This window comes from Roseitalea sp., assembly GCF_984466335.1.
In genome coordinates this window covers 28,508-51,264 of the sequence record NZ_CFIFWG010000002.1, presented here as the reverse complement: position 1 = coordinate 51,264, position 22,757 = coordinate 28,508, and the positions used below count along the sequence as shown (strand labels likewise).

The window sequence follows — 22,757 nt, the reverse complement described above, 5'->3', positions numbered from 1 at the left end:
CAGCAAAAGCGCCAACGCATGGTCGGCGACCTCGCTGGTGCCATAGTCCGGCGTGTTGCAGACAGGAATGCCGGCCCGGGCGGCGGCCTGAAGATCGATATGGTCGAAGCCGGCGCCCGCCCGCACGATCACCTTGCAGCGCTTCAGGCGGTCGATGAGCGGCCGGTCGATAGCCGTCTCGTGCCAGACGACAAGCGCGTCGGCGTTCGCGATCAGGTCTGCCGGAATGGCGCGCCAGCCATCGCCGCGTTCCCGAAAGACGTGCCAGCGCGCGTCCTTTCCGCCCGTCTGGCGCTCGACCGTGGCATCATCGGAATATTGCGCATCGGGCGTCAGGATCCGAAACGTGACGCTCACTTGCCGGCCCTCCTTCGATGACGGCCCAAAACCAGGCTCCGTGTCTCGTTCACGGGCGGTCGAACCGGAAATCGCGCAATGTGGCGTCCTTCATCCGGATCGAGAACCCCGGCGCGGTCGGCACCCTGTAGGCGCCGCCCTCGACGATGCAAGGATCGACGAAATGCTCGTGCAGATGGTCGACATATTCGATGCGCCGGTCGTCCTTCTCGCCGCTGATGGCCACATAGTCGATCATCGACAGATGCTGGACATATTCGCACAAGCCCACGCCGCCTGCGTGCGGCCAGACGGGCAGGCCATATTTGGCCGCCATCAGTTGCACCGCGAGCACCTCGTTCAGCCCGCCCAGGCGGCAGGCGTCGATCTGGACGATATCGATGGCGCCCCCGGTGATGAACTGCTTGAACAGGACACGGTTCTGGCACATCTCGCCGGTGGCCACCTTGACCGGCGCGACGCCCTGACGGATCGCGCGATGACCGGCAACATCGTCGGGGCTGGTCGGCTCCTCGATGAAGAACGGCCGCGCGAACGCCAGTTTCCGCACCCAGTCGATGGCCTGATCGACCTCCCAGACCTGGTTTGCGTCGATCATGATGGCCGCGTCCTCGCCAAGCTCCTGGCGCGCGATGGTCAGACGGCGGATATCATCGTCGAGATCGTGCCCGACCTTGAACTTGGTGTGGGTGAAGCCCGCCTCGCGCGCCTGCCGGCAAAGACGGCGCAGCTTGTCGTCCGAATAGCCGAGCCAGCCGGCCGATGTGGTGTAGCAGGGATAGCCCTCGCGCTTGAGGGTGGCGATGCGCCCGGCCTTGCCCGTCTCGGCCGCGCGCAGAATATCGAGCGCCTCGTCCGGCCTCAGCGCGTCGGTGATGTAGCGGAAATCGATCAGCCGGACGATCGCCTCGGGGCCCATCTCGCCGACCAGTCGCCAGACGGGCTTGCCTTCCGCCTTGGCCCACAGGTCCCAGGCGGCGTTGATGACGGCGCCGGCGGCAAGATGGATGGCGCCCTTGTCCGGGCCGATCCAGCGCAACTGGCTGTCGCCGGTGACATGGCGCCAGAAGCGGCCCATGTCCTGCGTGATCCAGTCGAGCGTGACCCCTTTGACCAATGCGCCGAGCGCCTCGATCGCCGCAACGCACACCTCGTTGCCCCGCCCGATGGTGAAGGTCAGCCCGTGCCCCTCATGGGCGCCGTCGGTCTCCAGAACCACATAGGCGGCCGAATAGTCCGGGTCTGGGTTCATGGCGTCCGAACCGTCGAGCGCCTGCGAGGTCGGGAACCGCAGATCGAAGGTGCGCAGACCGGTGATGGCCGTCATCGAACCGCCCGCGGGCGCGATGCGGCCGAAACGTCACGCGATTCAGGAAACACGGCCGTCACCCTTTCTGTCGTCGGCTGTTTCCAGCGATCGGCGGCCGCGACCGCCCACTGCCCGGAGGGGCTTGCCGCCACAAGGACATCCGTCGTCTCCAGCCGGCGTTGATGGCTGCCCGCCAGCGTGCAGCCGACCGGTGCGGGAACCGCTTCGGTGACGAGCCCGGCAGTGTGGCGGACCTCGATCCGTGTCACGATATGACGCCCTTCTTGAGGATGATGTTGCCATATAGCCTGCGTTCGCCGGTCTGAACGACGGCGAACGCCTTGGCCGTGCGCTCGTAGAAGGCGAACCGTTCCAGCGTCTGGATCCGTGCGGCATTGTCGGCGACTTCGTCGATGATACGCTGGAAGTCGGCAACCGCGTCGGGCACCGCATCCGGATCGCCGACCACCTGCATGGCGATCGCCGGATCGGGCACGAAACCATCGAGCGGCATGACCGTCAGGATCGCGCGCAGCAAGGCGCTCGCCGAAGAGCCGTCGGCGCGGATGCATTTCGGCGGAGCGCTTTCGGCCGGAAAGTTGGCGTCGGCGACGACGATGTCGTCGCCGTGCCCCATCGCCCGCAGGGCATGCAGCAGGTCGGGCGACAGGATCGGGTCAATGCCGCGCAGCACTGTCGGCCTCAACAGGCGCAGGCGCGTCCGGCCGGATCAGCCCTTCGCCGCGCAGATCGGACCAGAGCGCGGCGGGGATCGGGCGTTCGAGCAGCGCCACATTGGTGCGCACTTCGGCCGGATCGGCGGCGCCGGGCACGACCGTCTTGACGCTCGGGTGGCCGAGCACGAATTGCAGCGCGGCCGCGATCAAGGGCGTATCGTGCGCCGAGCAGACCGCCTCGATCCGGCGCACGCGGTCCAATATGTCCTGGGGCGCATCGGCGTAATTGTACTTGGCGCCGGGCACCGCGCCGGTCGCCAATATGCCCGAATTGTAGGGCCCGCCGAGGATGATGCCGACGTCCCGCTTCTCGCACAGCGGCAGAAAGCTCTCCAGCGCCTCCTGTTCCAGCAGCGTATAGCGCCCGGCCAGAAGAAAGCCGTCGAAATCGCCAAGCCCGAGCAACCTCTCGCAGACCTGCCATTCATTGACGCCGGCGCCGATGGCGGCAACCTCGCCGGCCTCGCGCAGTTCGCTCAAGGCCCTGTAGCCACCGCCGTCGAACAGTTCGCGCACCTTGGCCTCGCTCGCTTGCTGGCTGCCTTGCGAAAAGGCGCAGACGTCGTGGACCAGCAAAATGTCGGCATTGGCGACCCCGAGCCTTTGCCGGCTGGCCTCGTAGGAGCGCATCACCCCGTCATAGGTGTAGTCGAAGACGATCCGCTTCTGCGGCACGTCGACAAAGGCCTCGGGCGTGACCTCATGCGGTTCGCAATCCACGAGCAGGCGGCCGATCTTGGTCGAAAGCTGGATGGCGCCGCGGCCGAACCGCTCGATGGCGACGCCGAACCGCTCCTCGGAGCGACCAAGCCCGTATTGCGGCGCCGTGTCGAAATAGCGGATGCCGGCATCGAAGGCCGCCCGAAGCGTTTGCTGCGCCTCTTGGTCGCCGACCTTGCGATAAAGATTGCCCAAGGGCGCGCCGCCGAACCCCAGGCGGGTCAGCGGCACGGGCCTGCTTGTCCGCCGGTTCAAGACGGACGTGTCTGTCACCTTCAGTCGCACGAACCCTTGTCCCCTGAAGCGCGATGAGGCCCTGCATGGGGGTTCGGCTTCAGCGTTGCCCCATGCACCTTTATGGCGATTTATTGTGCCCGCCTATCTTGTTGTCAAGCGGCCTTACCAGTTATATGTTGTCATTGCGCAGGCAATCCGAACGGCCCTGTTTCGGGTATTGAGCGCTTCGCAAGGACCGGATGAGACTTCGGGCGGTCGCAAACCGTAAGCTTTACGTTCAAATCGCGGACCAGATCCGCGACCTGATCCTGTCCGGCGAACTCCGGCGCGGCACGCAATTGCCGTCCGAACGCGACCTGGCCCGAAGCTTCGGTGTTTCGCGGCCAACCGTCAGGGAGGCTCTGATCGCGCTGGAAGTTGCGGGACTGGTCGAGGTCCGCGTCGGCGTCGGCGCTTTCGTGTCGGGCACCAGGGACCATGAGGCGATCAGCGAGCACGGCGCATCGCCGATCGAGGTGATGAGGGTGCGCCGCCTGCTGGAGCCCGAGGCAGCGGCGCTGGCGGCCAGGAACGTCGATCGATACCAGCGGGCGCGCCTGGAGAAGGCCCTCGCCGATATGGCCCGGCAGACGCGGCAGGGGACGTGGTGCGCCGGCAACGACCGCACGTTTCACATGACGATCGCCGAGGCCAGCGCAAATGAGGTTCTGCGCGGGCAGCTTGAGGCGCTTTGGAACATGCGCACGCATGATATCGACAAGCGGTTCCACCAGCACCTGGCCGACATGAGCGATGTGCGGGAACGGATATTGCGCGACCACACAAGCATCTCCAGGGCCATCGCTTCAAGAGACAGCGACACGGCCAGACACGCGATGACCGCGCATCTCGATTTCGTCGGCCAGGCTATGGTCGACGTCTGGGAGTAGGGTGGCGGGCGCACGCGCACGGCGTCCGATTCAAAATGAAGACGCGGTTTCGTCGCCGGGATCGAACCGTTGTCGATGATCCGGTCGCCGCGCGGCCGCTGCGCCTTCATGACGCCGAACGCGGGCGCCATTCGCAACGACCGGGCCGGAGGCGATGGCCGGGTCGGCGAGCGGGCCGGCACGATGGCGGCCCTGTTGCCCATCGACCTCCTCCCCCCTTCATCCCTTCAAACGGCCCGCCGGACGGTGAGGACACAAGGCGGCTTCGAGGACCGCCCGTGCGCGTCGTCACCGTTCCGCGCGTCGCAAGCCCCTCCGCCGGGCTTGCTATAGTGAGCCGGACTTCAACCGCTCGGCGATGTGACCCGCCTGACGGATGGCCAGCGCGACGATGGTCAGCGTCGGGTTCGCCGCCGCGCCGGTGGTCATCACCGAGCCGTCGGAGACGAACAGGTTCGGCACCTCGTGGGCCTGGCCCCATTTGTCGACGACGCCGTCCTCGGGCCGCTCGCTCATCCGGCAGGTGCCCAGATTGTGGGTCGACGGATAGGGCGGCGTGCGATGCGTGCCGACGGCGCCAACCGATTCGTAGAGCGCCTCGGCCTTCTCGTAGGCATAGGTCCGCATGGCGACATCGTTGGGGTGATCGTCGAAATGGACGTTCGGCGCCGGAAGGCCCCAGCGGTCCTTGACGGTATCCGACAGGGTGATCCGGTTCGTCGCCTGCGGCATGTCCTCGCCGACGATCCACATCCCCGCCATATTGGCGTAGCGGTCCATCATGCCGGTGAACCGCGGACCCCACATGCCGGGCTCGATGAAGCTGGACAGGAAGGCGGGGCCGAGCGACAGCGTTTCCATGTAGTAGCCGCCGACGAAGCCGCGCGAGGGGTCGTGCCGCGCCTCGTCCTTGACGATTCCGGCCATGGTCTCGCCGCGATACATGCGCACCGGCTTGTCGAACCAGGCATATATCGAGCCGGTCATGTGCCGCATATAGTTGCGGCCCACCTGGTCGGAGCCGTTGGCGAGCCCGCTGGGGAACCTGTTCGATTGGCTCAGGAGCAGAAGGCGCGGGCTCTCGATCGAATTGCCGGCCACGCAGACGGCGCGGGCCGCCTGGCGGTGCAGATTGCCGTCCTTGTCGGCATAGAGCACCGCGTCCGCCCTGCCCTCGGCGTCATGGGTGATCCTGACCGCCTGGCACTCGGGCCGCAGGTCGCAAAGGCCCGTGGCGACGGCGCGCGGGATTTCGCGCACGGCGGTGCTCCACTTCGAGCCGTTCTTGTCGCCCTGGAAGTTGAACCCGTCCTGGATCGAGGCCGGACGCCCGTCATAGGGTTCGGCATTGGTGCCGTAGGGCCCCGTGGCATAGCGCGCATAGCCGACCCGCTCGGCGCCGTTGGCGAAGACCTTGTAATTGTTGTTGGCGGGCAGCGCCGGCCGGCCGTTGGTGTGCGTCGAGCCGATCGCGTCCTCGGCGGCGGCGTAGAAGGGCGCCATCTCGTCGAGCGAGAGCGGCCAGTCCAGAAGCGTCGCGCCCTCGACCGCGCCATAGGTCGACAGCGCCTTGAACTCATGGTCGACAAAGCGCGGCGTGGCGCCGGCCCAGTGGGTCGTGGTGCCGCCCACCGCCTTGACCAGCCATGTCGGCAGGCCCGAGAAATCCCGCGCCACCCGCCAGCTTCCGCTGGTCGTGCGCGTATCGAGCCAGGCCATCTGGGAGAAAGCCTCCCACTCGTCGTTCCTGTAGTCCTCCGGCTTGAGGTAGGGGCCCGCTTCCAGAAGCACGCAGGCAATGCCTGCCCTGGTCAGCTCATAGGCGATCGTGCCGCCGCCGGCGCCGGACCCGATAATGACGACGGCGGCTTCATCATGCGCAATCATTGCCATGGTTCCCCCTCAAAGCTCGGTAATGGGCGGCTCGGGCAGCCAGTCGAGATCGTCGAAACCCCGATGGATGTAGCCGCCCTTGTCGAAGCTCGGCCCCTCGTAGCCGAGATGCTCCCAGACCTCCGCGTCGTTGTAGAGGGCGACCACGGCCGTGCCGCGCACAGACTGGAAGAAGGGGGTCTGCTCGATGGATTTGAGATGGGCGAGCGCGGCATCGTCGGCCATGTCCGCAAAGCCGGACGCCCCGAGCGCGCGCAGGCCCTCGGCGAACATCAGGGCCTGGGCGACGCTCTCGTTCGCCGCCTCGCGCACGGCATCGCAGGTCCGCTCATAGGGCGCATCGCCGAATTGCGCATGCGGGTACATCACCCGGACCATGCGATGCAGCAGCGCCCCGTCGGCGCCGCCTCCTGGGGATATTGTCATGGTTTCCTCCCTGTTGTCGGGCCGCGCTCCCGGTCCGGCCTAGCGATAGCGCCCGTGGCGTTGCAGAACCTCGATCTCGTAGCCGTCCGGGTCCTGGATGAAGAAGAAGCGGGCGATGACCTCGCCTCCCGGAGCGAAATCGACGAGCTTGCGCGGCGACAGCCCCGCCTCGGTCAGCCGGGCATGCTCGGCATCGAGATCGTCGACGCAGAACGCGATGTGACCGTAGCCGTCGCCCAGATCGTAAGGCACTTGGCGACCCTTGTTTATCGTCAGCTCGACCTCGAAATCCGCTTCGGGATTGCGCAGATAGACCAGAACGAAACTGTCGAATTCGAGCCGCTCGGCGACGTCGAGCCCGAACGCCGTCCGATAGAAGCGGACGGACCGCGCCTCGTCGAGCACGCGGATCATCGAATGAATGGCTTTTGCCACGGTTTCCTCCCGGTTGCCGGCCAGCTTCGGCCAGTATGGGGAGTGGCAAACGCCCGTTGGTGTTATTCCGCTACTACCGGGCCGCAGCCAGCGGCGCCTCCAGCCGTCCGGCCTCCCGTTTCAGGAATTGCAGACAGACGCAGCGCAGCAGCGAGGTGAAATTTCTCGCCTCGCCGTAAAGTTCCAGCACTTCGGCATGCAGTTTGGAGATGAAGGCGGGGGTCGAGAACCCTTCAGCCTCCGCGATGCCGTCAAGCATGTCCCAGAAAGCCACTTCAAGGCGAATGGACGTGCTCTGCCCGTTGACGCGCAGCGAGCGCGTCTCGCTTTCATAGCTGGCCGGGTCCTGGCCCGCAAAGATTCGGCACATCGTCGTTCCTCCCGGTGTTCGTGCCGAATTATCGGTCCGCGCCAGGCCGATGACAAGCTGCGGCGATCTTGCGCCGATCGGTCCCTCCCGTCGGCCGTCCGGCCTAGCGGCGGCCCGGCATCTTGCCGGCCGCTTCAAGGATCGCGTCCACCAGCGCATCGAGCGTGTCGAGCAGCGGCAGGCCGCCGACCCGCGGCCGATCGATCACGGAAAGCTCGGTGCAGGCGATCAGGAACGCGTCCGCGCCGGCCTCGGCGAACCCTTGAACGGCCGCCTCGTAGCGCGCCCGGTCCCGTGCCGAGGGACCGCCCGCCTTGACCGCGCGGATCATCGCCAGCAGCGCCTGTTCGGCCTCGCCCTCCGCGTAGAGCGGCGCAAGCCCCGCCTCGGCGAAGGGCGCATCGTAAAGCCCGACGATCCGCAGCGCGGGCGAAGCCAGAAGCGCCACCTTTCCGGGTCTGGGATCGAGCGCGGTCAGCGCCGCCGTGCTCAGGCGCGCCATGTCGAGCACCGGCACCCGAACCGCGTCCCTGATCGCCGGCAGATAGGTGTGCGCGGTGTTGCACGGTATGGCGAGCGCCGCAGCGCCCTGGCGCACGAGCCCCTGCGCCATATCGACCAGGACCGGCGTCGGGTCCGGCCCGGTCTTCTCGATCAGATGGGCGATGCGCGAGGGCACCTTGGGGTTGCTGTCGACCAGAAGCCGCACATGGCCGGCATCGTCCGCCGCGGGCGTGGCGGCGACGAGGCGGCGCATCAGTTCGACCGTCGCCTCCGGCCCCATGCCGCCCACAATGCCGATGGCGCGCTCCGTCACCATGTCCGGTCAGGCCGCATAGCCGGGCAGGCCGAAGGCATCCGGATAGCCGAACAGCGCCACGGCGCCGCCGGTGTGCAGGAACACCACATTGTCGTCCTTGCCGAAATGGCCTTTTGCGACCAGGTCGATCAGGCCCGCCATGCCCTTGCCCGAATAGACCGGATCGAGCAGGATCCCCTCGGTGCGGGCGAGCAGTTTCGTCGCCTCGACCATGCCCTCGGTCGGCAGGCCGTAACCCTGCCCGACATAGTCGCAATTGGCGACGACGCTCTCGCGCTTGACAGTGCCCGGAATGCCCAGATGTTCGGCGGTGGCCTCGGCGAGCCTGTGGACGCTGGCCTCCTGCTTGTCGCGCGGCGCGCGCACGCCGATGCCCAGCACCGGAAGCTGCGCGTTCATCGCCGACAGCCCCGTCACGAGACCGGCCTGGGTGCCGGCCGAGCCGGTCGCGTGCACCAGATGGTCGATTCCGAGGCCCATCTCGTTGGCCTGGGCGACCAGCTCCAGCGCGGCGTTGACATAGCCCAGCGCGCCGACCGGCGTCGAGCCGCCGCCGGGGATGACATAGGGCGTGCGGCCGCTTGCCCTCAGATCGTCCGCCATCGCCTCCATCTCGGCCTGCATGTCCGCGCCGCCGGGCCGCCTGGCGATCCCGGCGCCATGCATCCGGTCCAGCAGCACATTGCCGTTGAGCGTATAGGCCTCGTCCGCATAGCCGGTGCGGTCTTCGAGCAGGATCGTGCAGTCGAGGCCCAGCTTCGCCGCCGCCGCGGCGGTCTGGCGGGCATGGTTGGACTGGGTGGCGCCCTGCGTGATGACGATGTCGGCGCCCCGGGCCACCGCGTCCGCCATCAGGAATTCGAGCTTGCGCGTCTTGTTGCCGCCGGTCGAAAGCCCCGTGCAGTCGTCCCGCTTCACCCAAAGCTTCGGCCCCCCCAGATGCCTGGAAAGCCGCTCCATCGGCTCAAGCGGGGTCGGCATATGGCCAAGGCGAATGCGTGGGAAGCGGGCGAGATGCATGGGTCGGTCCCTTGAGGTTGCGGGTTTCGGATGGAAAGGACAGGCGTTCGAAGGCCGGTTCTGCTCGGTGATCAGTCCGCCCGGTTCGTGATGGCCGCGTCCATGGCCTCGGCAAGAACCGTCACGATGGTCCGGCAGTCCTGCGGGGTGAACGAGACGGCGATGCGCATGTCCAGCAGCCGGGGCAGAACACGGTCGGCGCCCTTCAGGGGGCGCGTGTCGGTCAGGTAGCGCCATTGGTCGTAGCGGCTGGTGAAGCCGGCGGTCCGCCCGGCGCCGAACCATTTGATGTAAACGCCATGGGCGGCCGCCTCCTCGACGAAGGCGGCCGTGACCGCCGGCGGAAGGTCGGGCGCGGCGAGGAACTGGATGGAACTGCCGACGAAGGCGTCGCGCGGATCGCGTGCGATGGGCTCGATATGGGCAACGGCGCCCAGGCCCGCCTCGATGCGCCGATAGGCATCGTTCCAGCGTTCGATCCAGCGGTTGAGTTCATGGAGTTGCGGCCTGAGGATCGCCGCGGCGAGATTGGACATGCGCATGGAATGGTTGGGCGTCTCGTCGCGGATCGGGGCGAACGCCTCCTCGGCCGGCCGCGTGCCGTTCTGGCCGTACATCATGTAGCTGCCGGACAGGACGATCGCCCTGGCGGCAAGGTCCGCATCGTCGGTGGCCAGGATGCCGCCCTCGCCGGAATTGATGTGCTTGAAGGTCTGGCTCGAATAGCAGGCGACCTTGCCGAAGCTGCCGACGGGCCGGCCGTTCCAGCGGGCGCCCAGCGTATGGGCGCAATCCTCGATGATGGTGACGCCGAGACGGTCGCAAAGGGCCCTGACCGCGTCCAGATCGCCCACATGGCCGCGCATGTGCGACAGGATGAGCAGCCTGGCGCCGCTCTCGGTCGCCTTTTGCTCAAGGTCGTCAAGGTCGACGGTCAGCCGGTCGGTGACGTCCACCAGAACGTGCTCGGCGCCGATATGGGAGATCGCGCCGGGCACGGGCGCCAAGGTGAAGCCATTGCACAGCACCATGTCGCCGGGCGCGACGCCGAGCGCCTTCATGGCGAGAAACAGCGAGCAGCCGCACGAATTGACGGCGACCGCATAGGGACGGCCGACAAAGGCGGCGAACTCGCGCTCGAAGGCGGCCGCCTCGCCCTGCCCGCCCGTGTCCTCGCCATAGCGGAACAGGCGGCCAGAGCGCATCAGCCTCACCGCATTGCCGATCGCCGCCTCGGGGATCGGCACGGGCTCGCTCATGACCTTGTCGAAGCGGGTCCGCGCCGCGGGACGGCCGGTCTCCGGGGACAGCGCATCGGCCGTCCCGGCCCATTGCCGTGCCTCGGACACCATGATCACCTCCCGACACCATTCACATCGACTTTTGAAATCGCTTACACTATTCTCATAATGGATTCAACGCGAGACCGGCAGGGGTTCGGCATGGCCGGACCGGCCGGACAGATAGGCTTTACGATGCGGGAGGGCGGCAGGAACGGGGCGGGGCGCGGGCGCGGCAGCGCGGCCACACTGGCCGACGTGGCGCAGCAGGCGGGCGTCTCCACCGCCACCGTGTCGCGCTTTCTGAACCAGCCCGATCTGGTACGCCCCGACAAGCGCGCCAGGGTGGATGCGGCGATCGAGTCCCTTGGCTACATTCCGCACGGCATGGCAAGATCGCTGGCCTCGGCCCGCTCGCGCATGGTCGGCGCGGTGTTCCCGCGCATCAACTCCATTCTCTTCGGCAGCTTCTTCGGCGAATTGCAGCGACGGCTGGGCGAGGCGGGCTATCTGCTGGTGGTGGCCAGCTCCGAATACGCCATGGAGATCGAGGAGGTGCAGGTGCGCGAGCTTCTGGCCCGCGGCGTGGACGCGCTGGTGCTGGTCGGCCACGAGCACACGCCCGCCACATGGCGCATGCTGGAGCAGGGCGGCATCCCCTTCATCGTCACATGGACCTGGCGCGAGGATCGGGGCGATATCGTCCAGGTCGCGTTTTCAAACGCCGATTCCATGGCGGCGATCACCGAGCATGTGGTCGCGCTCGGCCACAGGCGGATCGGCTATCTGTCCGGACGCCTGAAGGGAAACGACCGGGCGCGGGCGCGCCTTGAAGGCTTCCGCCGAACGCTTGAAAAGCAAGGGCTTCCCCTTCCGGAGGCGGCCGTCGAGCAGGTGCCTTTCGACATCGATGCGGCGGCCTCGGCCTTCGGCCGGCTGATGGGCGGAAAGAAGGGCATCACGGCGGTGGTGTGCGGCTCGGACCTTCTGGCCATGGGCGCCCTGCGCGAGGCGCGGCGGCTGGGCCTCGACGTCCCCGGCGACGTCACCGTCACCGGGCTCGACGATACCGAGATGGCAAGCTGCACCGGCCCGCCGCTCACCACCATCCGCACGCCGCGGGCGGAAATGGCGACCCGCGCCGCGCGGATGCTGATCGGGCGGCTTGAGCGCGACGAACCCTTGCAGTCGGTGCGGCTCGAAACGCAGCTTGTGTACCGGGCATCGAGCGGCCCGCCAAGGCGCTGAAGGCCGGCTGTCGGCGGCCGGAACGGCTCCACTGTCCGCGCCGATCGCGCGAAGGTGAAAAAACTTCGCGGCGCCAGTTGATTTCATGGAACGACACGGTCATTGTAAGCGCATACATGTAAGCGCATACAAAACTCTTTCGGAGCATGCGCGAGGGGAGGTGTCGTTGGTTGCGTTGGCCGAACCATCGTCGGTGGAGCGTCGGGGTTTCCGCTTGCCGCGGCGGGCGTGGATCGGCGCGGCGACCGTTCTGGTCGTGCTGGCGCTATGGCTCCTTCTGACCACAGTGTCGGGCGCGATCGATCCCAACCGGTTCCCCTCCCCCGCCCAGTTCGCCGCCGCCTTCAGCCAGATGATGACGGCCGGCTATGCCGGCGGCACGCTTGTCGAGCACCTCGCGCACTCGCTATGGCTGGTGATCACGGGCTTCCTGGTGGCGATCGCGGTCGGCGTTCCGCTGGGGTTCGCGATGGGCTGCGACAAACGGGTCGAAGCTTTCTTCAATCCGGTCTTCCTTCTGCTGCGGCCCATTCCGCCACTCGCCTGGATCCCACTCGCCATCGTCTGGCTCGGCATCACCGATGCCTCCAAGATCATGGTGATCTTCGTGTCCGCCTTCGTGCCGTCGGTGATCAACACCTTCACTGGCGCGCGCAACGTGAACCGGACGCTGGTGGAAGCGGCAAGGGTTCACGGCGCGACGCGGGCGCGGCTGATCCGCGAGGTCTATGTGCCCGACGCGTTGCCGATGATCTTCACCGGCCTGCGGCTGTCCTTGCAGGCGTCCTGGACGACGCTGGTCGCCGCCGAGCTGGTCGGCGCGTTCCTGGGTCTTGGCCGGGTGCTTTCGACCGCCTATCGCGACATCAACACCGCGATGATCCTGCTTGCGATGGTGGTGATCGCCATTGCCGGCGCGCTGACGACGCAGGCGCTTGGCCAAGCCGAAAGGCGGCTGATCAAGTGGCAGGCGAGCCGATGAGGCAGCAGGCGCTATGGCCCTATTCGCTCGCCGGCATCGTGCTGTTCTTCGGCCTGTGGCAGGGCGTGGTCTCGGCCGGGCTCGTCTCCAGCTTCGTGCTGCCCTCGCCGACCGAGGTCGTCGACCGGGTGTGGACCATGATGAACCGGCCCTTTGCCGGCTTTCTCATCCAGGAGCATCTGGCTTCGAGCTTCCTGCGCTTCTTCTACGGTTTCGCGCTGGCCGCCATCATCGGCGTTCCGGCGGGGCTTGCCATGGGCCGGTTCCGCCTGTTCGAGGAAATCTTCACGCCGCTGTTCGAGAGCTATCGCTACATCGCGCCGCTGGCCTGGGTGCCGTTCGCGGCCTTGTGGTTCGGCACCGGCATCGGCGGACCGATCATGGTGATCTTCACGGGCGCTTTTGCCCCATGCGTGATCAACGCCTATCGCGGCGCCCAGCTTGTCGACCGCCACCTGATCGAGGCGGCCCAGACCCATGGCGCCGGCGAGTTCCGCATCGCCCGTGAGGTGCTTCTGCCCGGCGCCCTGCCCTCCATCGTGGCGGGCCTGAGGGTTTCGGCCGGCCTTGGCTGGCAGAGCCTGATCGGCGCCGAACTGATCGTCGTCTCCTCGGGCATCGGCTATGTGATGGTGGTCGGCCAGCAGAATCTCAGCCCCTCCACCGTCATGGCGGCGATGCTGGTCATCGGCTTCACCGGGCTCGTCATCGATTATCTCTTGCGCTTTGCGGAAACCCGCGTGCGCGCCAAATGGGGGGGCGCATGAGCGATATCCGCTTCGAGGGCGTAACCAAGGTCTTCGCGCGCGGCGGCACGCCGTTCACGGCCATTGGCGGCATCGATTTCCAGGTCGCCGACAAGGAGTTCATCTCCGTCGTCGGCCCCTCGGGCTGCGGCAAGACGACCTTGATGCGCATGGTGGCCGGTCTCGAACACCCCACCGCGGGCAGCGTCGCGGTGGCGGGCAGGAAGGTCACCGGCCCCGGCCCCGAACGCGCCGTCGTCTTCCAGCAGTTCGCGCTTTTCCCGTGGAAGACGGTCTATGAGAACATCGTCTTCGGCATGCGCTCCAAGGGCGCCTCGAAGGCCGAGCGCGACGAGGCGGTGGCCCGCTATCTGAAGCTGATGAAGATGGAGGGTACCGAGGAAAGCTATCCGCACCAGCTTTCCGGCGGCATGCAGCAGCGCGTCGCCATCGCCCGCTCCTACGCGATCGATCCGGGCGTCCTTTTGATGGACGAGCCGTTCGGCGCGCTCGATGCGCAGACGCGCACCATCATGCAGGAGGAACTGGTGCGGCTGGCGCGGGTCAATCCGCGCACCGTCCTGTTCATCACCCATTCGGTGGAGGAGGCGGTCTATCTGGCCGACCGCGTGGTCGTGATGGGCCGCAATCCGGGCAAGATCCGGGAGGTCATCACCGTCGCCGAGATGCGCCAAGCCGAACGATGGACCGAGCATCCGATCGACGACGTGATGGAAATGCCCTCGTTCACCCATCTGCGCGGGCAGGTCTGGCGCCTGTTGCGCGAGGAAATGGGCGGCGATCGATAACAAGAAAAACGCATTCTCAGGGAAACGCTCTCAACGAAGAAGGGAACTCATCATGAAACTGAAGACCGTGTTGATGGCGGGTCTGGCCGCCACGGCTCTGGGCGGCCCCGCGCTTGCCCAGGACGAGATCGGCGTCAGCTACCAGCCGGCGCTCTACTGGGCCCTGCCCTTCTACATCGCCGACCAGAAGGGCTGGTGGGACGAAATCGGCCTTGCGCCCAACTACACGACCTTCCCGTCCGGCGCGCCGCAGGTCGCCGCCGCGCCGTCCGAAAGCTGGGATGTCGGCGGCACCGGCTCGGCGCCGGCGGTTCTGGGCGCGGCGCGCTTCGACATCATCACCATCGGCATCACCAACAATGAATCGGCGGGCAACGCCATGATGGCGCGGGCCGGCGATGTCGAGGCGATCCGCGCCGACCCGAGCATGCTGGTCGGCGAGCGGTTGCTCGTGACCACCAATTCGACGGGCGAATACGCCTCGGCGGCCTGCATCGAGAGCTTCGGGCTGAATTACCCCGAGGATCTGGAGGTGGTGAACCTCAACCAGGGCGAGATCATTTCGGCCTTCGCCACCGGCACCGGCAAGCTGGCCGGGCTTTGGGCGCCGAACATCTACACGCTGGAATCGCGCGCGGGCGCCGAAGTTTTGTGCTCGGGCCAGGATGCCGGGGCCATCGTGCCGGGCGCGCTGATCGCGCGGGCCTCCTATGCGCAGGAAAACCCCGACATGGTCGCCCGTTTCCTTGCGGTCTTCCTGCGCGGGGTGAACTTCATCCGCAACAACAATGACGAGGCGGTCTCGATGATGGCCGACTTCTATGCGCTGTCGGGCGTGGAACTGCCGGACAGGTTCCTACAGCGGGAAATCGACACGCGGCCCATGTTCACGCTGGAGGAACAGCTCGAAATCCTCGACGCGTCGGACGGTTCGTCGACCGTGGAGGAATGGTTCGACGGGCTGGGCGGCTACATGACCTCGACCGGCACGCTGACCGAGGAACTGCCGGCGTCGCGCTTCGTCGATCCGACCTACATGCGGCTTGTCGCCGACACGCCCGAACTGGCCGAATTCGCCGACATGACCGAGTGAACGTTTCGCTTCCGCGCAAAGAAAAGGACCGACAGGGGATGGAATATCTGAAGAAGGCGCCCAAAAGCGCGGCGGCCGGCGAGCGGGACGTGCGCGAGGTGGTGCAGACCATCCTCGACGAAATCGAGGCGGGCGGCGATGACGCCGCCCGTTCCTATGCCGAAAAGTTCGACCGGTGGGAGGGCGGTATCGTCGTGTCCGCGGAGGCGCGCGCCCGGGCCGCCGACAAGGTCTGCGGCAAGCTCAAGGACGACATCCTGTTCGCGCGCGACAATGTGCGCCGCTTCGCCGAAAGCCAGAAGGCGGCGCTGACCGACAGCCGGATCGAGATCGTTCCCGGCCTTGTCGCCGGACAGAAGCAGATTCCCGTGTCCGCGGCCGGCTGCTACGCGCCCGGCGGACGCTACGCCCATGTCGCCTCGGCGATCATGACCGTGACCACGGCCAGGGTGGCGGGCGTTGGCCACGTCACCGCCTGCTCGCCGCCCAAGCCCGGCGAGGGCATCCATCCGGCCGTGCTCTACGCCTTCGACATATGCGGCGCCGACACCGTCCTGAACCTTGGCGGCGTGCAGGGCATCGCCGCCATGGCGTTCGGGCTTTTCGGCGCGCCGCCGGCGCGGGTCCTGGCCGGACCGGGCAACCAGTTCGTCGCCGAGGCCAAGCGCATCCTTTACGGCCGGGTGGGCATCGACATGTTCGCAGGGCCCACCGAATCGATGGTCATCGCCGATGCGTCCGCGGACCCCGAGATCGTCGCCTGGGATCTGGTCGGCCAGGCCGAGCACGGCTACAACTCGCCTGTCTGGCTGATCGCGCTCGACCGGGCGCTTGCCGAAAAGGTCGCAGCGCTGGTGCCGTCCATGATCGAGGAACTGCCCGACCTCAACCGCGACAATGCGCGCGCCGCCTGGAACGATTACGGCGAGATCATGGTGTGCGGGAGCCGCGAGGAGGCGGTGCGCGTCTCGGACGCGTACGCACCCGAACATCTTCAGGTACAGGCCCAAGACCTGGACTGGTGGCTCGAAAACCTCACCAGCTACGGCTCGCTGTTTCTGGGCGAGGAGACCACGGTCGCCTATGGCGACAAGGTGTCCGGTCCCAACCATGTGCTGCCCACCAAGGGCGCGGCCCACTATACGGGCGGGCTCTTCGTCGGCAAGTTCATGAAGACGGTCACCTGGCAGCGCTCGACGCGCGAGGCGAACCGGCGGATCGGCCAGGCCTGCGCGCGCATCTCGCGGCTCGAAGGCATGGAAGGCCACGCCCGCACGGCCGATATCCGCCTCGCCAAATATTTTCCGGGGGACAATTTCGATCTGTCGGCGGCCGAATGAGCGGGGCCTTCGGTCTTGAGGGGCGCATCGCCGTCGTCACCGGCGCGTCGGCCGGAATCGGCCGGCGGCTGGCGGAAGGCTTCGCCGAGGCCGGCGCCAGGGTGGTGGCCGTCGCGCGGCGGGCCGAGGCGCTCGAACGGCTTGAAGCCGCCCATGGCGCCGCGCCCGTCGCGGCCGATCTGGCCGCCATCGACGATTTCGACGCCTTCGCTTCGACCCTTTCGGAACCGTTCGGCCCGCCGGACATCGTGATCAACGCCGCCGGCGTCAATTTCCGCGAACCCTATGGGGCGATCGGCCGCCAAAGCTGGGACGCGACGCTGCACCTCAACCTCTCCGTGCCGTTCTTCCTGGCCCGGTCGCTGGTGCCGGCGATGATCGACGGGGGCGGCGGCGCGATCCTCAACATCGCCTCGCTGCAATCGGTGCGCGCCTTTGCCGATTCGATCGCCTATGGCGCCTCCAAGGGAGGGGTCGCGCAGCTCACCCGCGCCATGGCCGAGGCATGGTCGGGCAAGGGCGTGCGCGCCAACGCCATCGCGCCGGGCTTCTTCCCCACCGAACTGACCGAAAAGGTCTTCGCCGATCCCGGACGCGCCGCCGGGAACGCCGCGCAGACGGCGATCGGCCGCAACGGCGAACTCGACGATCTGGTCGGCCCGGCGGTCTTCCTGTGCGCGCCGGCCGCGCGCTATGTCACCGGGCAGGTGCTGTTCGTCGACGGAGGCTTCACGGCCAAATGAAGGCGCTCGTCTGTACAGGGCCGGAGCAGCTCAGCTATCGCGAGGTGCCAGATCCCGCGCCCGCCGCGGCGGAGGCGGTGATCGCGGTGGAGGCGGTCGGGCTTTGCGGCTCGGACATGCATGCCTATCTGGGCCATGACGACAGGCGGCCCGCGCCGCTGATCCTCGGCCACGAGGCCGCCGGGACCGTTCTGGCCGGACCGCGCGCGGGCATGCGCGTCACCGTCAACCCGCTCGTCACCTGCGGCATGTGCGCCTATTGCAACGAGGGCCGCGACAATCTGTGTCCCGACCGCCAGATCATCTCCATGCCGCCGCGCGAAGGCGCCTTCGCCGAGCGCCTTGCGATGCCGGAGCGGAATCTGGTGGCGATACCCGATCAGGTGGACGCGCTGCACGCGGCGCTGGCCGAGCCGCTCGCCTGCGGCTGGCACGCGGTGCGCCTTGCCGAGGGGATTCTGGCCCGGCCCCTGAAGAAAGCGCGCTGCCTGGTCTATGGCGGCGGCGCCATCGGGCTCGGGGCGGCGCTGGCGCTGGCCGCGCATGGCGCAAAGGACATACGCCTTGTCGAGACCCATCGAGCGCGGCGCGCGCGGATCGCCGATGCCGGGCCTTTCGAGGCACTCGAAGACAGCACCGAACCGGCAGACCTCATCATTGACGGCGTCGGCCATGAGGCGACGCGGGCCGCAGCGTTCGCGACCGCCGCACCGGGCGGGGTGATCGCCCATATCGGGCTCGGCTCGGCGGCGGGCGGGCTCGACGCCCGCCGCGCGACGCTTCAGGAAATCACCTTCTTGGGCACATACACCTATACGGCCGAGGATTTCCGACAGACCGCCGCGGCGATCTTCGCCGGCGCGCTGGGCGATTTTTCCTGGGTCGAGACGCGGCCGCTGTCGGAGGGCGCGGGGGCCTTCGCCGACCTCAGGGCAGGCCGGGTCGCCGCCTCCAAGATCGTGCTGGTGCCCTGATCATCACCGCGGGGTGGCGAATTCAGCCGGGCCGGACCGGTGCGCCCTTGCAACCGGACGGCTGATCTGCCTATGACGTAAACGTCAAAATTTCGCGCCCGGAGGCACCTATGGACGAGCTCGTCAACCGCATCATCGACACTGTCGGCATCGACGCCGACAAGGCGCGGAGCGCCGTCGGCATGATCCTGGGCTTTCTTCAGAAAGAGGGGCCGCAGGACAGGATCGCCGAGATGCTGGACGCGATGCCCGGCGCGCGCGATCTCATCGAACAGGCCGGCGGCGGTGGCGGCATGATGGGCGGCGTCATGGGCCTTGGCTCGCAACTGATGGGGCTGGGCATGGGCATGGGCGAAATCTCCGGCATCTCGAAGGAAACGATCTCGTTCGCCAAGGAACAGGCCGGCGACGGCCCCGTCGACGAGGTCATCAACGCCATTCCGGGCCTGAGCCAGTTCGTCTGACCGGCACGTGCCTTGCAGCGGGTCTCCCAAAAGGGAGGCCGACATGCGCCGACGCCATTTTCTGACCCATTGCGGCACGGGGCTGGCCGCGCTCGCGGCCACCCGTCCCGCTCTGGCGCAGTCCCCGCTCCCGCCGCCGGGGCTGCGCGGCTCGACCGGCGCGCTCGACCATGACGTCCGGCCCGGCGCGCCCGATGACCAGTCGGCCGCCTTCCAGCGCATGGTCGACGAGGCGGCGCGGCGCGGCATGCCGGTGTTCCTGCCCGCCGGCACCTATGTGATCTCCGACATCAACCTGCCGGACGGCGCGACCATCGCCGGCGTGCCGGGCCGGACGCAGCTTGTCCATGGCGGCGACGGCCCGCTGCTCTCCGGCCGAACCCTGCGCCGGGTGCGGCTTTCGGGCCTCGTCATCGACGGCGCGAACCGCCGGACCGATACCGGCACGGACGGGCTTATCGACCTGCGCGGCGTGATCGAGGCGACGCTTGAGGACCTGACCGTGCGCGGCGCCGGCCGGGACGGCATCCATCTTGAACGCTGCGGCGGCCGCATCGCGGACTGCGCGATTTCGGGCGCTTCGCGCTTTGCGCTGTTCGCCGTCGAGAGCGCCGGCCTTGTCATCCGCGACAACCGGATTTCGGCCTGCGCCAATGGCGGGATCATCGTCCATCGCTGGAGCGAGGGCCATGACGGCACGATCATCGCCAACAACCGTATCGCCGACATCGGCGCGGCCAATGGCGGCACCGGACAATGGGGCAACGCGATCAACCTTTACCGCGCCGACAATGTGCTGGTCACGGGCAACCGGATCGAGCGCGCGGCCTTTTCGGCCGTGCGGGGCAATGCGGCGCGCGGCTTGCAGATCGTCGCCAACAATTGCCGCGCCTCGGGCGAAACGGCGATCTATTCGGAGTTCGGCTTTGAGAATGCGATCGTCGCCGACAACATCGTCGACGGTGCGGCCAACGGCATCTCGGTGACCAATTTCAACGATGGCGGCCGGGCGGCGACGGTCTCGGGCAATGTGATCCGCAACATCGTCGCGGCCGGACCCTATACGCCCGATCCGCCCGGCTTCGGCACCGCGATCGCGGTGGAGGCGGACACGGCCGTGACCGGCAATATGATCGAGGGCGCGGCGCGCTTCGGCATCAATGCCGGCTGGGGCCCCTACTTGCGCGATTGCGTGATCGCCTCGAATGTGATCCGCGATGCCGGCGTCGGCATCGGCGTGTCCGAGGCGCCGGGCGCGGGCCGGGTGCTGGTCAGCGCCAACGTCATCAAGGCGCGCAACGGGGCGATCCGCGCCCACCGCTGGGCTGAACTGACGACGGGCGATCTTCTGGGCGCGCGGCACGGCGTGCCGGGCAACATCGCCCTGGCCGGCAACAGAAGGGGCTGATCAGGCCGGGTCGACCGCCCGGATCGCGCCGACCTCGGCCCCGTTCCAGTCGCGCACCGGCTTGCGGGCAAAGGGCGCGATCGCGGCCGACAGATCATGCGCCTCTCCAAGGGCGCGCAGGAGAGCCGCCGCCAGGGCGACCTCGGCCGCCCGCGCGGCGCCGTCGTCGCATTTGAGCGCCACCGCGACCCCTGCCTCCGGCACGACGGCGACATAGACCCCTTCGGCGCCCGTCTTGGCGTAAACGCGCCCGCCGCACGCGGCCATCAGGTCGGTACAGAAACGGCCCGCGCCGGCCACCATGAGCGGTTCGGCCATGCTTGCGGCCAGAAGGCGCCGCGCGGCGGCCGCGCGAACCGGATCAAGGCCGCGCCCGGCGCCGCACCGGGCGAACGCGCGGGCGAAATCGGCGAGCGGGAGCGCATAGGTCGGTGCCGAGCAACCGTCATGGCCGCACCGGTCGGCGGAGAGCGCAACCCCGGTCAGCGCCTCGATGACGGCGCGAACCTGGCGCTGGACAGCCGAATCCGGCGCCAGATAGTCGGCCACCGGCCAGCCCCGATGGACGCAGACGCACAAGAAGCCCGCATGCTTGCCCGAGCAATTGTTGTGCGCCCGGCCCGGCGTTCGGCCATCGCGCGCCATGGCGACCAGATCGTCGGGGCGAAAAAGCGGCCAGTGGGCGCCGCACCGCAGATCGCCCTCGCCCAGGCCGGCGGCGCCGAGCATCGAAAGCACGGCGTCCACATGGAGCGGAGCCGAGGAATGGGAGGCGCAGGCCAGCGCCAGCTCCCTGTCGCCGAACCCGAAGGCATCGGCGGCGCCGCTCTCGACGAGCGGCAGCGCCTGGAAAAGCTTCAGGGCCGAGCGCGGATAGGTCGGCTCATCGACATCGCCGGCGGCGAACAGCACAGCACCGTCGGCATCGACGGCGACGATGCGGCCGCGATGGCGGCTTTCAAGGCGGCCGCCGCGCGTCACCTCTGCTATGACCGGATTGGCCATGGAGCGCCGGACGCTCAAAGCGTCTGGTTGTAGGCGCCGACCTCGTCGTTTTCGCGCAGCACGGCATCGACGGCATGGAACATGTCGACCTTGCGCCGTTCGGAAACAGGGCTTTCGACCACGACGACCAGTTCGGGCTTGTTGGAGGAGGCGCGCACCAGGCCCCACGTGCCGTCGTCGGCGACGACGCGCACGCCATTGACCGTGATCAGTTCGGCGATCGGATGGCCGGCGACCGTTTCACCGTCGGCATGCATCCGCTGGAACCGCTTCACAACGCGATCGATCACGTCATACTTCACCTCGTCGTCGCAATGGGGCGACATGGTCGGCGACCCGTAGGTCAGCGGCAGGTCGCGGTAGAGATCGGCCATGGTCCTGGCCGGGTTGCGGTCGAGCATCTCGCAAACGGCGATCGCGGTGACCAGCCCGTCGTCGTAGCCGCGGCCGATGGGCGGACCGAAGAAGAAGTGGCCGGACTTCTCGAAACCGGCGATCGCCCCAAGCTCGGTCACCCGCCGCTTGATGTAGGAATGGCCGGTCTTCCAATAGTCGGTGGTCGCGCCCTGCGCCTTCAGAACCGGATCGGTCATGTAAAGGCCGGTCGACTTGACGTCCGCCACGAAGACGCTCTTGGGGTGCAGCGCCGAGATGTCGCGGGCGAGCATCACGCCCACCTTGTCGGCGAAAATCTCATTGCCCTCATTGTCGACCACGCCGCAGCGGTCGCCGTCTCCGTCGAACCCCAGGCCCACGTCCGCGCCATGTTCGAGCACCGCGTCGCGGATCGCGTGCAGCATCGCCATGTCCTCGGGGTTCGGATTGTAGCGCGGGAAGGTGTGGTCGAGCTCGACGTCAAGCGGGATCACCTCGCAACCCAGCCGTTCGAGCGCTTCGGGCGCGAACGCGCCGGCCGTTCCGTTGCCGCAGGCCGCGACCACCTTCAGCTTGCGCGCGATCGCGTGAGCGTCGACCAGATCGTCGATATAGCGCGCGCGGAACCCTTCGATGCGCTCGTAGCCCCCCCCGCCCGGCATGTCGAAGTCGCCGCCCAGCACGATGTCGCGCAGCTTGCCCATCTCTTCGGGACCGAAGGTGAGCGGGCGGGCGCAGCCCATCTTCACGCCGGTCCAGCCATTTTCGTTGTGCGAGGCGGTGACCATGGCGACCGACGGCACATCGAGCGCGAACTGGGCGAAATAGGCCATGGGCGAGAGCGCCAGGCCGATGTCCTTGACCTCGGCGCCGGCGGCCATCAGCCCCTGCGTCAGCGCCAGCTTGATCGACATGGAATAGCCGCGGAAATCATGGCCGACGACGATCTTCGGCCCCGCGCCCAGGCGGCGGATCAGGGTGCCGAGCCCCATGCCGAGGGCCTGGATTCCCAGAAGGTTGATCTGGGGCTTCTTGTC

Annotated in this window: 25 protein-coding genes; 11 read left to right on the top strand and 14 right to left on the bottom strand. The window is 67.6% G+C overall.

Going from position 1 to position 22,757, the window contains the following annotated elements; translation table 11 throughout:
* The 5 genes from AC5E6L_RS00605 to AC5E6L_RS00585 form a co-directional block, all read right to left on the bottom strand.
* On the bottom strand, nt 1-357 hold a 357-nt coding region (locus tag AC5E6L_RS00605), incomplete at its 3' end, for a Rossmann-fold NAD(P)-binding domain-containing protein (RefSeq protein ID WP_491770532.1).
* A 49-nt stretch (nt 358-406) separates the two neighbouring features.
* A complete protein-coding gene (locus AC5E6L_RS00600; RefSeq protein ID WP_491770530.1) occupies nt 407-1,684 on the bottom strand; it encodes an L-fuconate dehydratase in 1,278 nt (425 codons plus the stop codon).
* A complete protein-coding gene (locus AC5E6L_RS00595; RefSeq protein WP_491770528.1) occupies nt 1,681-1,935 on the bottom strand; it encodes a hypothetical protein in 255 nt (84 codons plus the stop codon). Before AC5E6L_RS00595 ends, AC5E6L_RS00600 begins: the two co-directional genes overlap by 4 nt.
* Entirely contained in the window at nt 1,932-2,360 is a 429-nt protein-coding gene (locus AC5E6L_RS00590) for an RbsD/FucU family protein (RefSeq protein WP_491229224.1), read from the bottom strand. Before AC5E6L_RS00590 ends, AC5E6L_RS00595 begins: the two co-directional genes overlap by 4 nt.
* Nucleotides 2,344-3,354: an aldo/keto reductase gene (locus tag AC5E6L_RS00585; protein ID WP_491770526.1), complete on the bottom strand. Its 1,011-nt coding sequence runs from the start codon at nt 3,352-3,354 to the stop codon at nt 2,344-2,346. The genes AC5E6L_RS00590 and AC5E6L_RS00585 overlap by 17 nt, the downstream gene beginning before the upstream one ends.
* A gap of 245 nt (nt 3,355-3,599) precedes the next feature.
* Between AC5E6L_RS00585 and AC5E6L_RS00580 the strand changes: the two genes are divergently transcribed.
* Nucleotides 3,600-4,289, top strand: a complete 690-nt coding sequence (locus AC5E6L_RS00580; RefSeq protein ID WP_491229222.1) for a FadR/GntR family transcriptional regulator — start codon at nt 3,600-3,602, stop codon at nt 4,287-4,289.
* A gap of 327 nt (nt 4,290-4,616) precedes the next feature.
* Here the strand turns inward: AC5E6L_RS00580 and AC5E6L_RS00575 are convergent, their stop codons facing one another.
* The 7 genes from AC5E6L_RS00575 to AC5E6L_RS00545 form a co-directional block, all read right to left on the bottom strand.
* A complete protein-coding gene (locus AC5E6L_RS00575; protein ID WP_491770538.1) occupies nt 4,617-6,176 on the bottom strand; it encodes a GMC family oxidoreductase in 1,560 nt (519 codons plus the stop codon).
* Between the two features lie 15 nt (nt 6,177-6,191).
* The gene (locus AC5E6L_RS00570) at nt 6,192-6,608 is read right to left on the bottom strand and encodes a hypothetical protein (protein WP_491229220.1); all 417 of its coding nucleotides are present in this window, start codon (nt 6,606-6,608) and stop codon (nt 6,192-6,194) included.
* A 39-nt stretch (nt 6,609-6,647) separates the two neighbouring features.
* Complete coding sequence (locus AC5E6L_RS00565) at nt 6,648-7,043, bottom strand: VOC family protein (RefSeq protein ID WP_491229219.1); 396 nt, start codon at nt 7,041-7,043, stop codon at nt 6,648-6,650.
* A 73-nt stretch (nt 7,044-7,116) separates the two neighbouring features.
* Nucleotides 7,117-7,413 (bottom strand): ribbon-helix-helix domain-containing protein, encoded by a 297-nt coding sequence (locus tag AC5E6L_RS00560; RefSeq protein WP_491229218.1) that lies wholly within the window; start codon nt 7,411-7,413, stop codon nt 7,117-7,119.
* A 103-nt stretch (nt 7,414-7,516) separates the two neighbouring features.
* Complete coding sequence (gene cuyB / locus AC5E6L_RS00555) at nt 7,517-8,233, bottom strand: cysteate racemase (protein ID WP_491770522.1); 717 nt, start codon at nt 8,231-8,233, stop codon at nt 7,517-7,519.
* Between the two features lie 6 nt (nt 8,234-8,239).
* Entirely contained in the window at nt 8,240-9,253 is a 1,014-nt protein-coding gene (gene cuyA, locus AC5E6L_RS00550) for a D-cysteate sulfo-lyase (RefSeq protein ID WP_491229216.1), read from the bottom strand.
* Nucleotides 9,254-9,324: 71 nt separating this feature from the next.
* Nucleotides 9,325-10,605, bottom strand: coding sequence for a DegT/DnrJ/EryC1/StrS family aminotransferase (locus AC5E6L_RS00545; RefSeq protein WP_491229215.1), 1,281 nt, complete (start codon nt 10,603-10,605; stop codon nt 9,325-9,327).
* Between the two features lie 90 nt (nt 10,606-10,695).
* On the opposite strand from AC5E6L_RS00545, the gene AC5E6L_RS00540 reads away from it, so the two are divergent.
* From AC5E6L_RS00540 to AC5E6L_RS00495, 10 genes are all read left to right on the top strand, one after another.
* On the top strand, nt 10,696-11,781 hold the full coding sequence (locus AC5E6L_RS00540) for a LacI family DNA-binding transcriptional regulator (RefSeq protein ID WP_491770520.1): 1,086 nt from the start codon (nt 10,696-10,698) through the stop codon (nt 11,779-11,781).
* A gap of 214 nt (nt 11,782-11,995) precedes the next feature.
* Nucleotides 11,996-12,763, top strand: a complete 768-nt coding sequence (locus AC5E6L_RS00535) for an ABC transporter permease (protein WP_491230711.1) — start codon at nt 11,996-11,998, stop codon at nt 12,761-12,763.
* Nucleotides 12,760-13,530, top strand: coding sequence for an ABC transporter permease (locus tag AC5E6L_RS00530; RefSeq protein WP_491230710.1), 771 nt, complete (start codon nt 12,760-12,762; stop codon nt 13,528-13,530). Before AC5E6L_RS00535 ends, AC5E6L_RS00530 begins: the two co-directional genes overlap by 4 nt.
* Complete coding sequence (locus AC5E6L_RS00525; protein WP_491770517.1) at nt 13,527-14,318, top strand: ABC transporter ATP-binding protein; 792 nt, start codon at nt 13,527-13,529, stop codon at nt 14,316-14,318. Before AC5E6L_RS00530 ends, AC5E6L_RS00525 begins: the two co-directional genes overlap by 4 nt.
* A gap of 52 nt (nt 14,319-14,370) precedes the next feature.
* Nucleotides 14,371-15,411 carry an ABC transporter substrate-binding protein gene (locus AC5E6L_RS00520; protein ID WP_491770515.1) on the top strand — a complete coding sequence of 347 codons (1,041 nt, stop codon included), beginning with the start codon at nt 14,371-14,373 and terminating at the stop codon, nt 15,409-15,411.
* Nucleotides 15,412-15,449: 38 nt separating this feature from the next.
* Nucleotides 15,450-16,751, top strand: a complete 1,302-nt coding sequence (gene hisD, locus AC5E6L_RS00515) for a histidinol dehydrogenase (RefSeq protein ID WP_491229886.1) — start codon at nt 15,450-15,452, stop codon at nt 16,749-16,751.
* Nucleotides 16,748-17,494, top strand: a complete 747-nt coding sequence (locus AC5E6L_RS00510; protein ID WP_491229887.1) for an SDR family NAD(P)-dependent oxidoreductase — start codon at nt 16,748-16,750, stop codon at nt 17,492-17,494. Before hisD ends, AC5E6L_RS00510 begins: the two co-directional genes overlap by 4 nt.
* A complete protein-coding gene (locus AC5E6L_RS00505) occupies nt 17,491-18,468 on the top strand; it encodes an alcohol dehydrogenase catalytic domain-containing protein (RefSeq protein WP_491770512.1) in 978 nt (325 codons plus the stop codon). Before AC5E6L_RS00510 ends, AC5E6L_RS00505 begins: the two co-directional genes overlap by 4 nt.
* Before the next feature lie 110 nt (nt 18,469-18,578).
* On the top strand, nt 18,579-18,932 hold the full coding sequence (locus tag AC5E6L_RS00500; protein WP_491229889.1) for a DUF2267 domain-containing protein: 354 nt from the start codon (nt 18,579-18,581) through the stop codon (nt 18,930-18,932).
* 43 nt (nt 18,933-18,975) lie between these two features.
* Nucleotides 18,976-20,340 carry a TIGR03808 family TAT-translocated repetitive protein gene (locus tag AC5E6L_RS00495; protein ID WP_491229890.1) on the top strand — a complete coding sequence of 455 codons (1,365 nt, stop codon included), beginning with the start codon at nt 18,976-18,978 and terminating at the stop codon, nt 20,338-20,340.
* Here the strand turns inward: AC5E6L_RS00495 and AC5E6L_RS00490 are convergent, their stop codons facing one another.
* A complete protein-coding gene (locus AC5E6L_RS00490) occupies nt 20,341-21,345 on the bottom strand; it encodes an asparaginase (protein ID WP_491770509.1) in 1,005 nt (334 codons plus the stop codon).
* 14 nt (nt 21,346-21,359) lie between these two features.
* Nucleotides 21,360-22,757: phosphomannomutase/phosphoglucomutase (locus tag AC5E6L_RS00485; protein WP_491770507.1), on the bottom strand; the 1,398-nt coding region annotated here is incomplete at its 5' end.

Excerpts from the sequence above, each read along its gene's own strand:
- AC5E6L_RS00600 (WP_491770530.1), bottom strand. The coding sequence starts at position 1,684 with ATGACGGCCATCACCGGTCTGCGCACCTTCGATCTGCGGTTCCCGACC.
- AC5E6L_RS00580 (WP_491229222.1), top strand. The coding sequence starts at position 3,600 with ATGAGACTTCGGGCGGTCGCAAACCGTAAGCTTTACGTTCAAATCGCG.
- AC5E6L_RS00575 (WP_491770538.1), bottom strand. The coding sequence starts at position 6,176 with ATGATTGCGCATGATGAAGCCGCCGTCGTCATTATCGGGTCCGGCGCC.
- AC5E6L_RS00570 (WP_491229220.1), bottom strand. The coding sequence starts at position 6,608 with ATGACAATATCCCCAGGAGGCGGCGCCGACGGGGCGCTGCTGCATCGC.
- AC5E6L_RS00560 (WP_491229218.1), bottom strand. The coding sequence starts at position 7,413 with ATGTGCCGAATCTTTGCGGGCCAGGACCCGGCCAGCTATGAAAGCGAG.
- cuyB (WP_491770522.1), bottom strand. The coding sequence starts at position 8,233 with ATGGTGACGGAGCGCGCCATCGGCATTGTGGGCGGCATGGGGCCGGAG.
- cuyA (WP_491229216.1), bottom strand. The coding sequence starts at position 9,253 with ATGCATCTCGCCCGCTTCCCACGCATTCGCCTTGGCCATATGCCGACC.
- AC5E6L_RS00545 (WP_491229215.1), bottom strand. The coding sequence starts at position 10,605 with ATGGTGTCCGAGGCACGGCAATGGGCCGGGACGGCCGATGCGCTGTCC.
- AC5E6L_RS00540 (WP_491770520.1), top strand. The coding sequence starts at position 10,696 with ATGGCCGGACCGGCCGGACAGATAGGCTTTACGATGCGGGAGGGCGGC.
- AC5E6L_RS00530 (WP_491230710.1), top strand. The coding sequence starts at position 12,760 with ATGAGGCAGCAGGCGCTATGGCCCTATTCGCTCGCCGGCATCGTGCTG.
- AC5E6L_RS00525 (WP_491770517.1), top strand. The coding sequence starts at position 13,527 with ATGAGCGATATCCGCTTCGAGGGCGTAACCAAGGTCTTCGCGCGCGGC.
- AC5E6L_RS00520 (WP_491770515.1), top strand. The coding sequence starts at position 14,371 with ATGAAACTGAAGACCGTGTTGATGGCGGGTCTGGCCGCCACGGCTCTG.
- hisD (WP_491229886.1), top strand. The coding sequence starts at position 15,450 with ATGGAATATCTGAAGAAGGCGCCCAAAAGCGCGGCGGCCGGCGAGCGG.
- AC5E6L_RS00510 (WP_491229887.1), top strand. The coding sequence starts at position 16,748 with ATGAGCGGGGCCTTCGGTCTTGAGGGGCGCATCGCCGTCGTCACCGGC.
- AC5E6L_RS00505 (WP_491770512.1), top strand. The coding sequence starts at position 17,491 with ATGAAGGCGCTCGTCTGTACAGGGCCGGAGCAGCTCAGCTATCGCGAG.
- AC5E6L_RS00500 (WP_491229889.1), top strand. The coding sequence starts at position 18,579 with ATGGACGAGCTCGTCAACCGCATCATCGACACTGTCGGCATCGACGCC.
- AC5E6L_RS00495 (WP_491229890.1), top strand. The coding sequence starts at position 18,976 with ATGCGCCGACGCCATTTTCTGACCCATTGCGGCACGGGGCTGGCCGCG.
- AC5E6L_RS00490 (WP_491770509.1), bottom strand. The coding sequence starts at position 21,345 with ATGGCCAATCCGGTCATAGCAGAGGTGACGCGCGGCGGCCGCCTTGAA.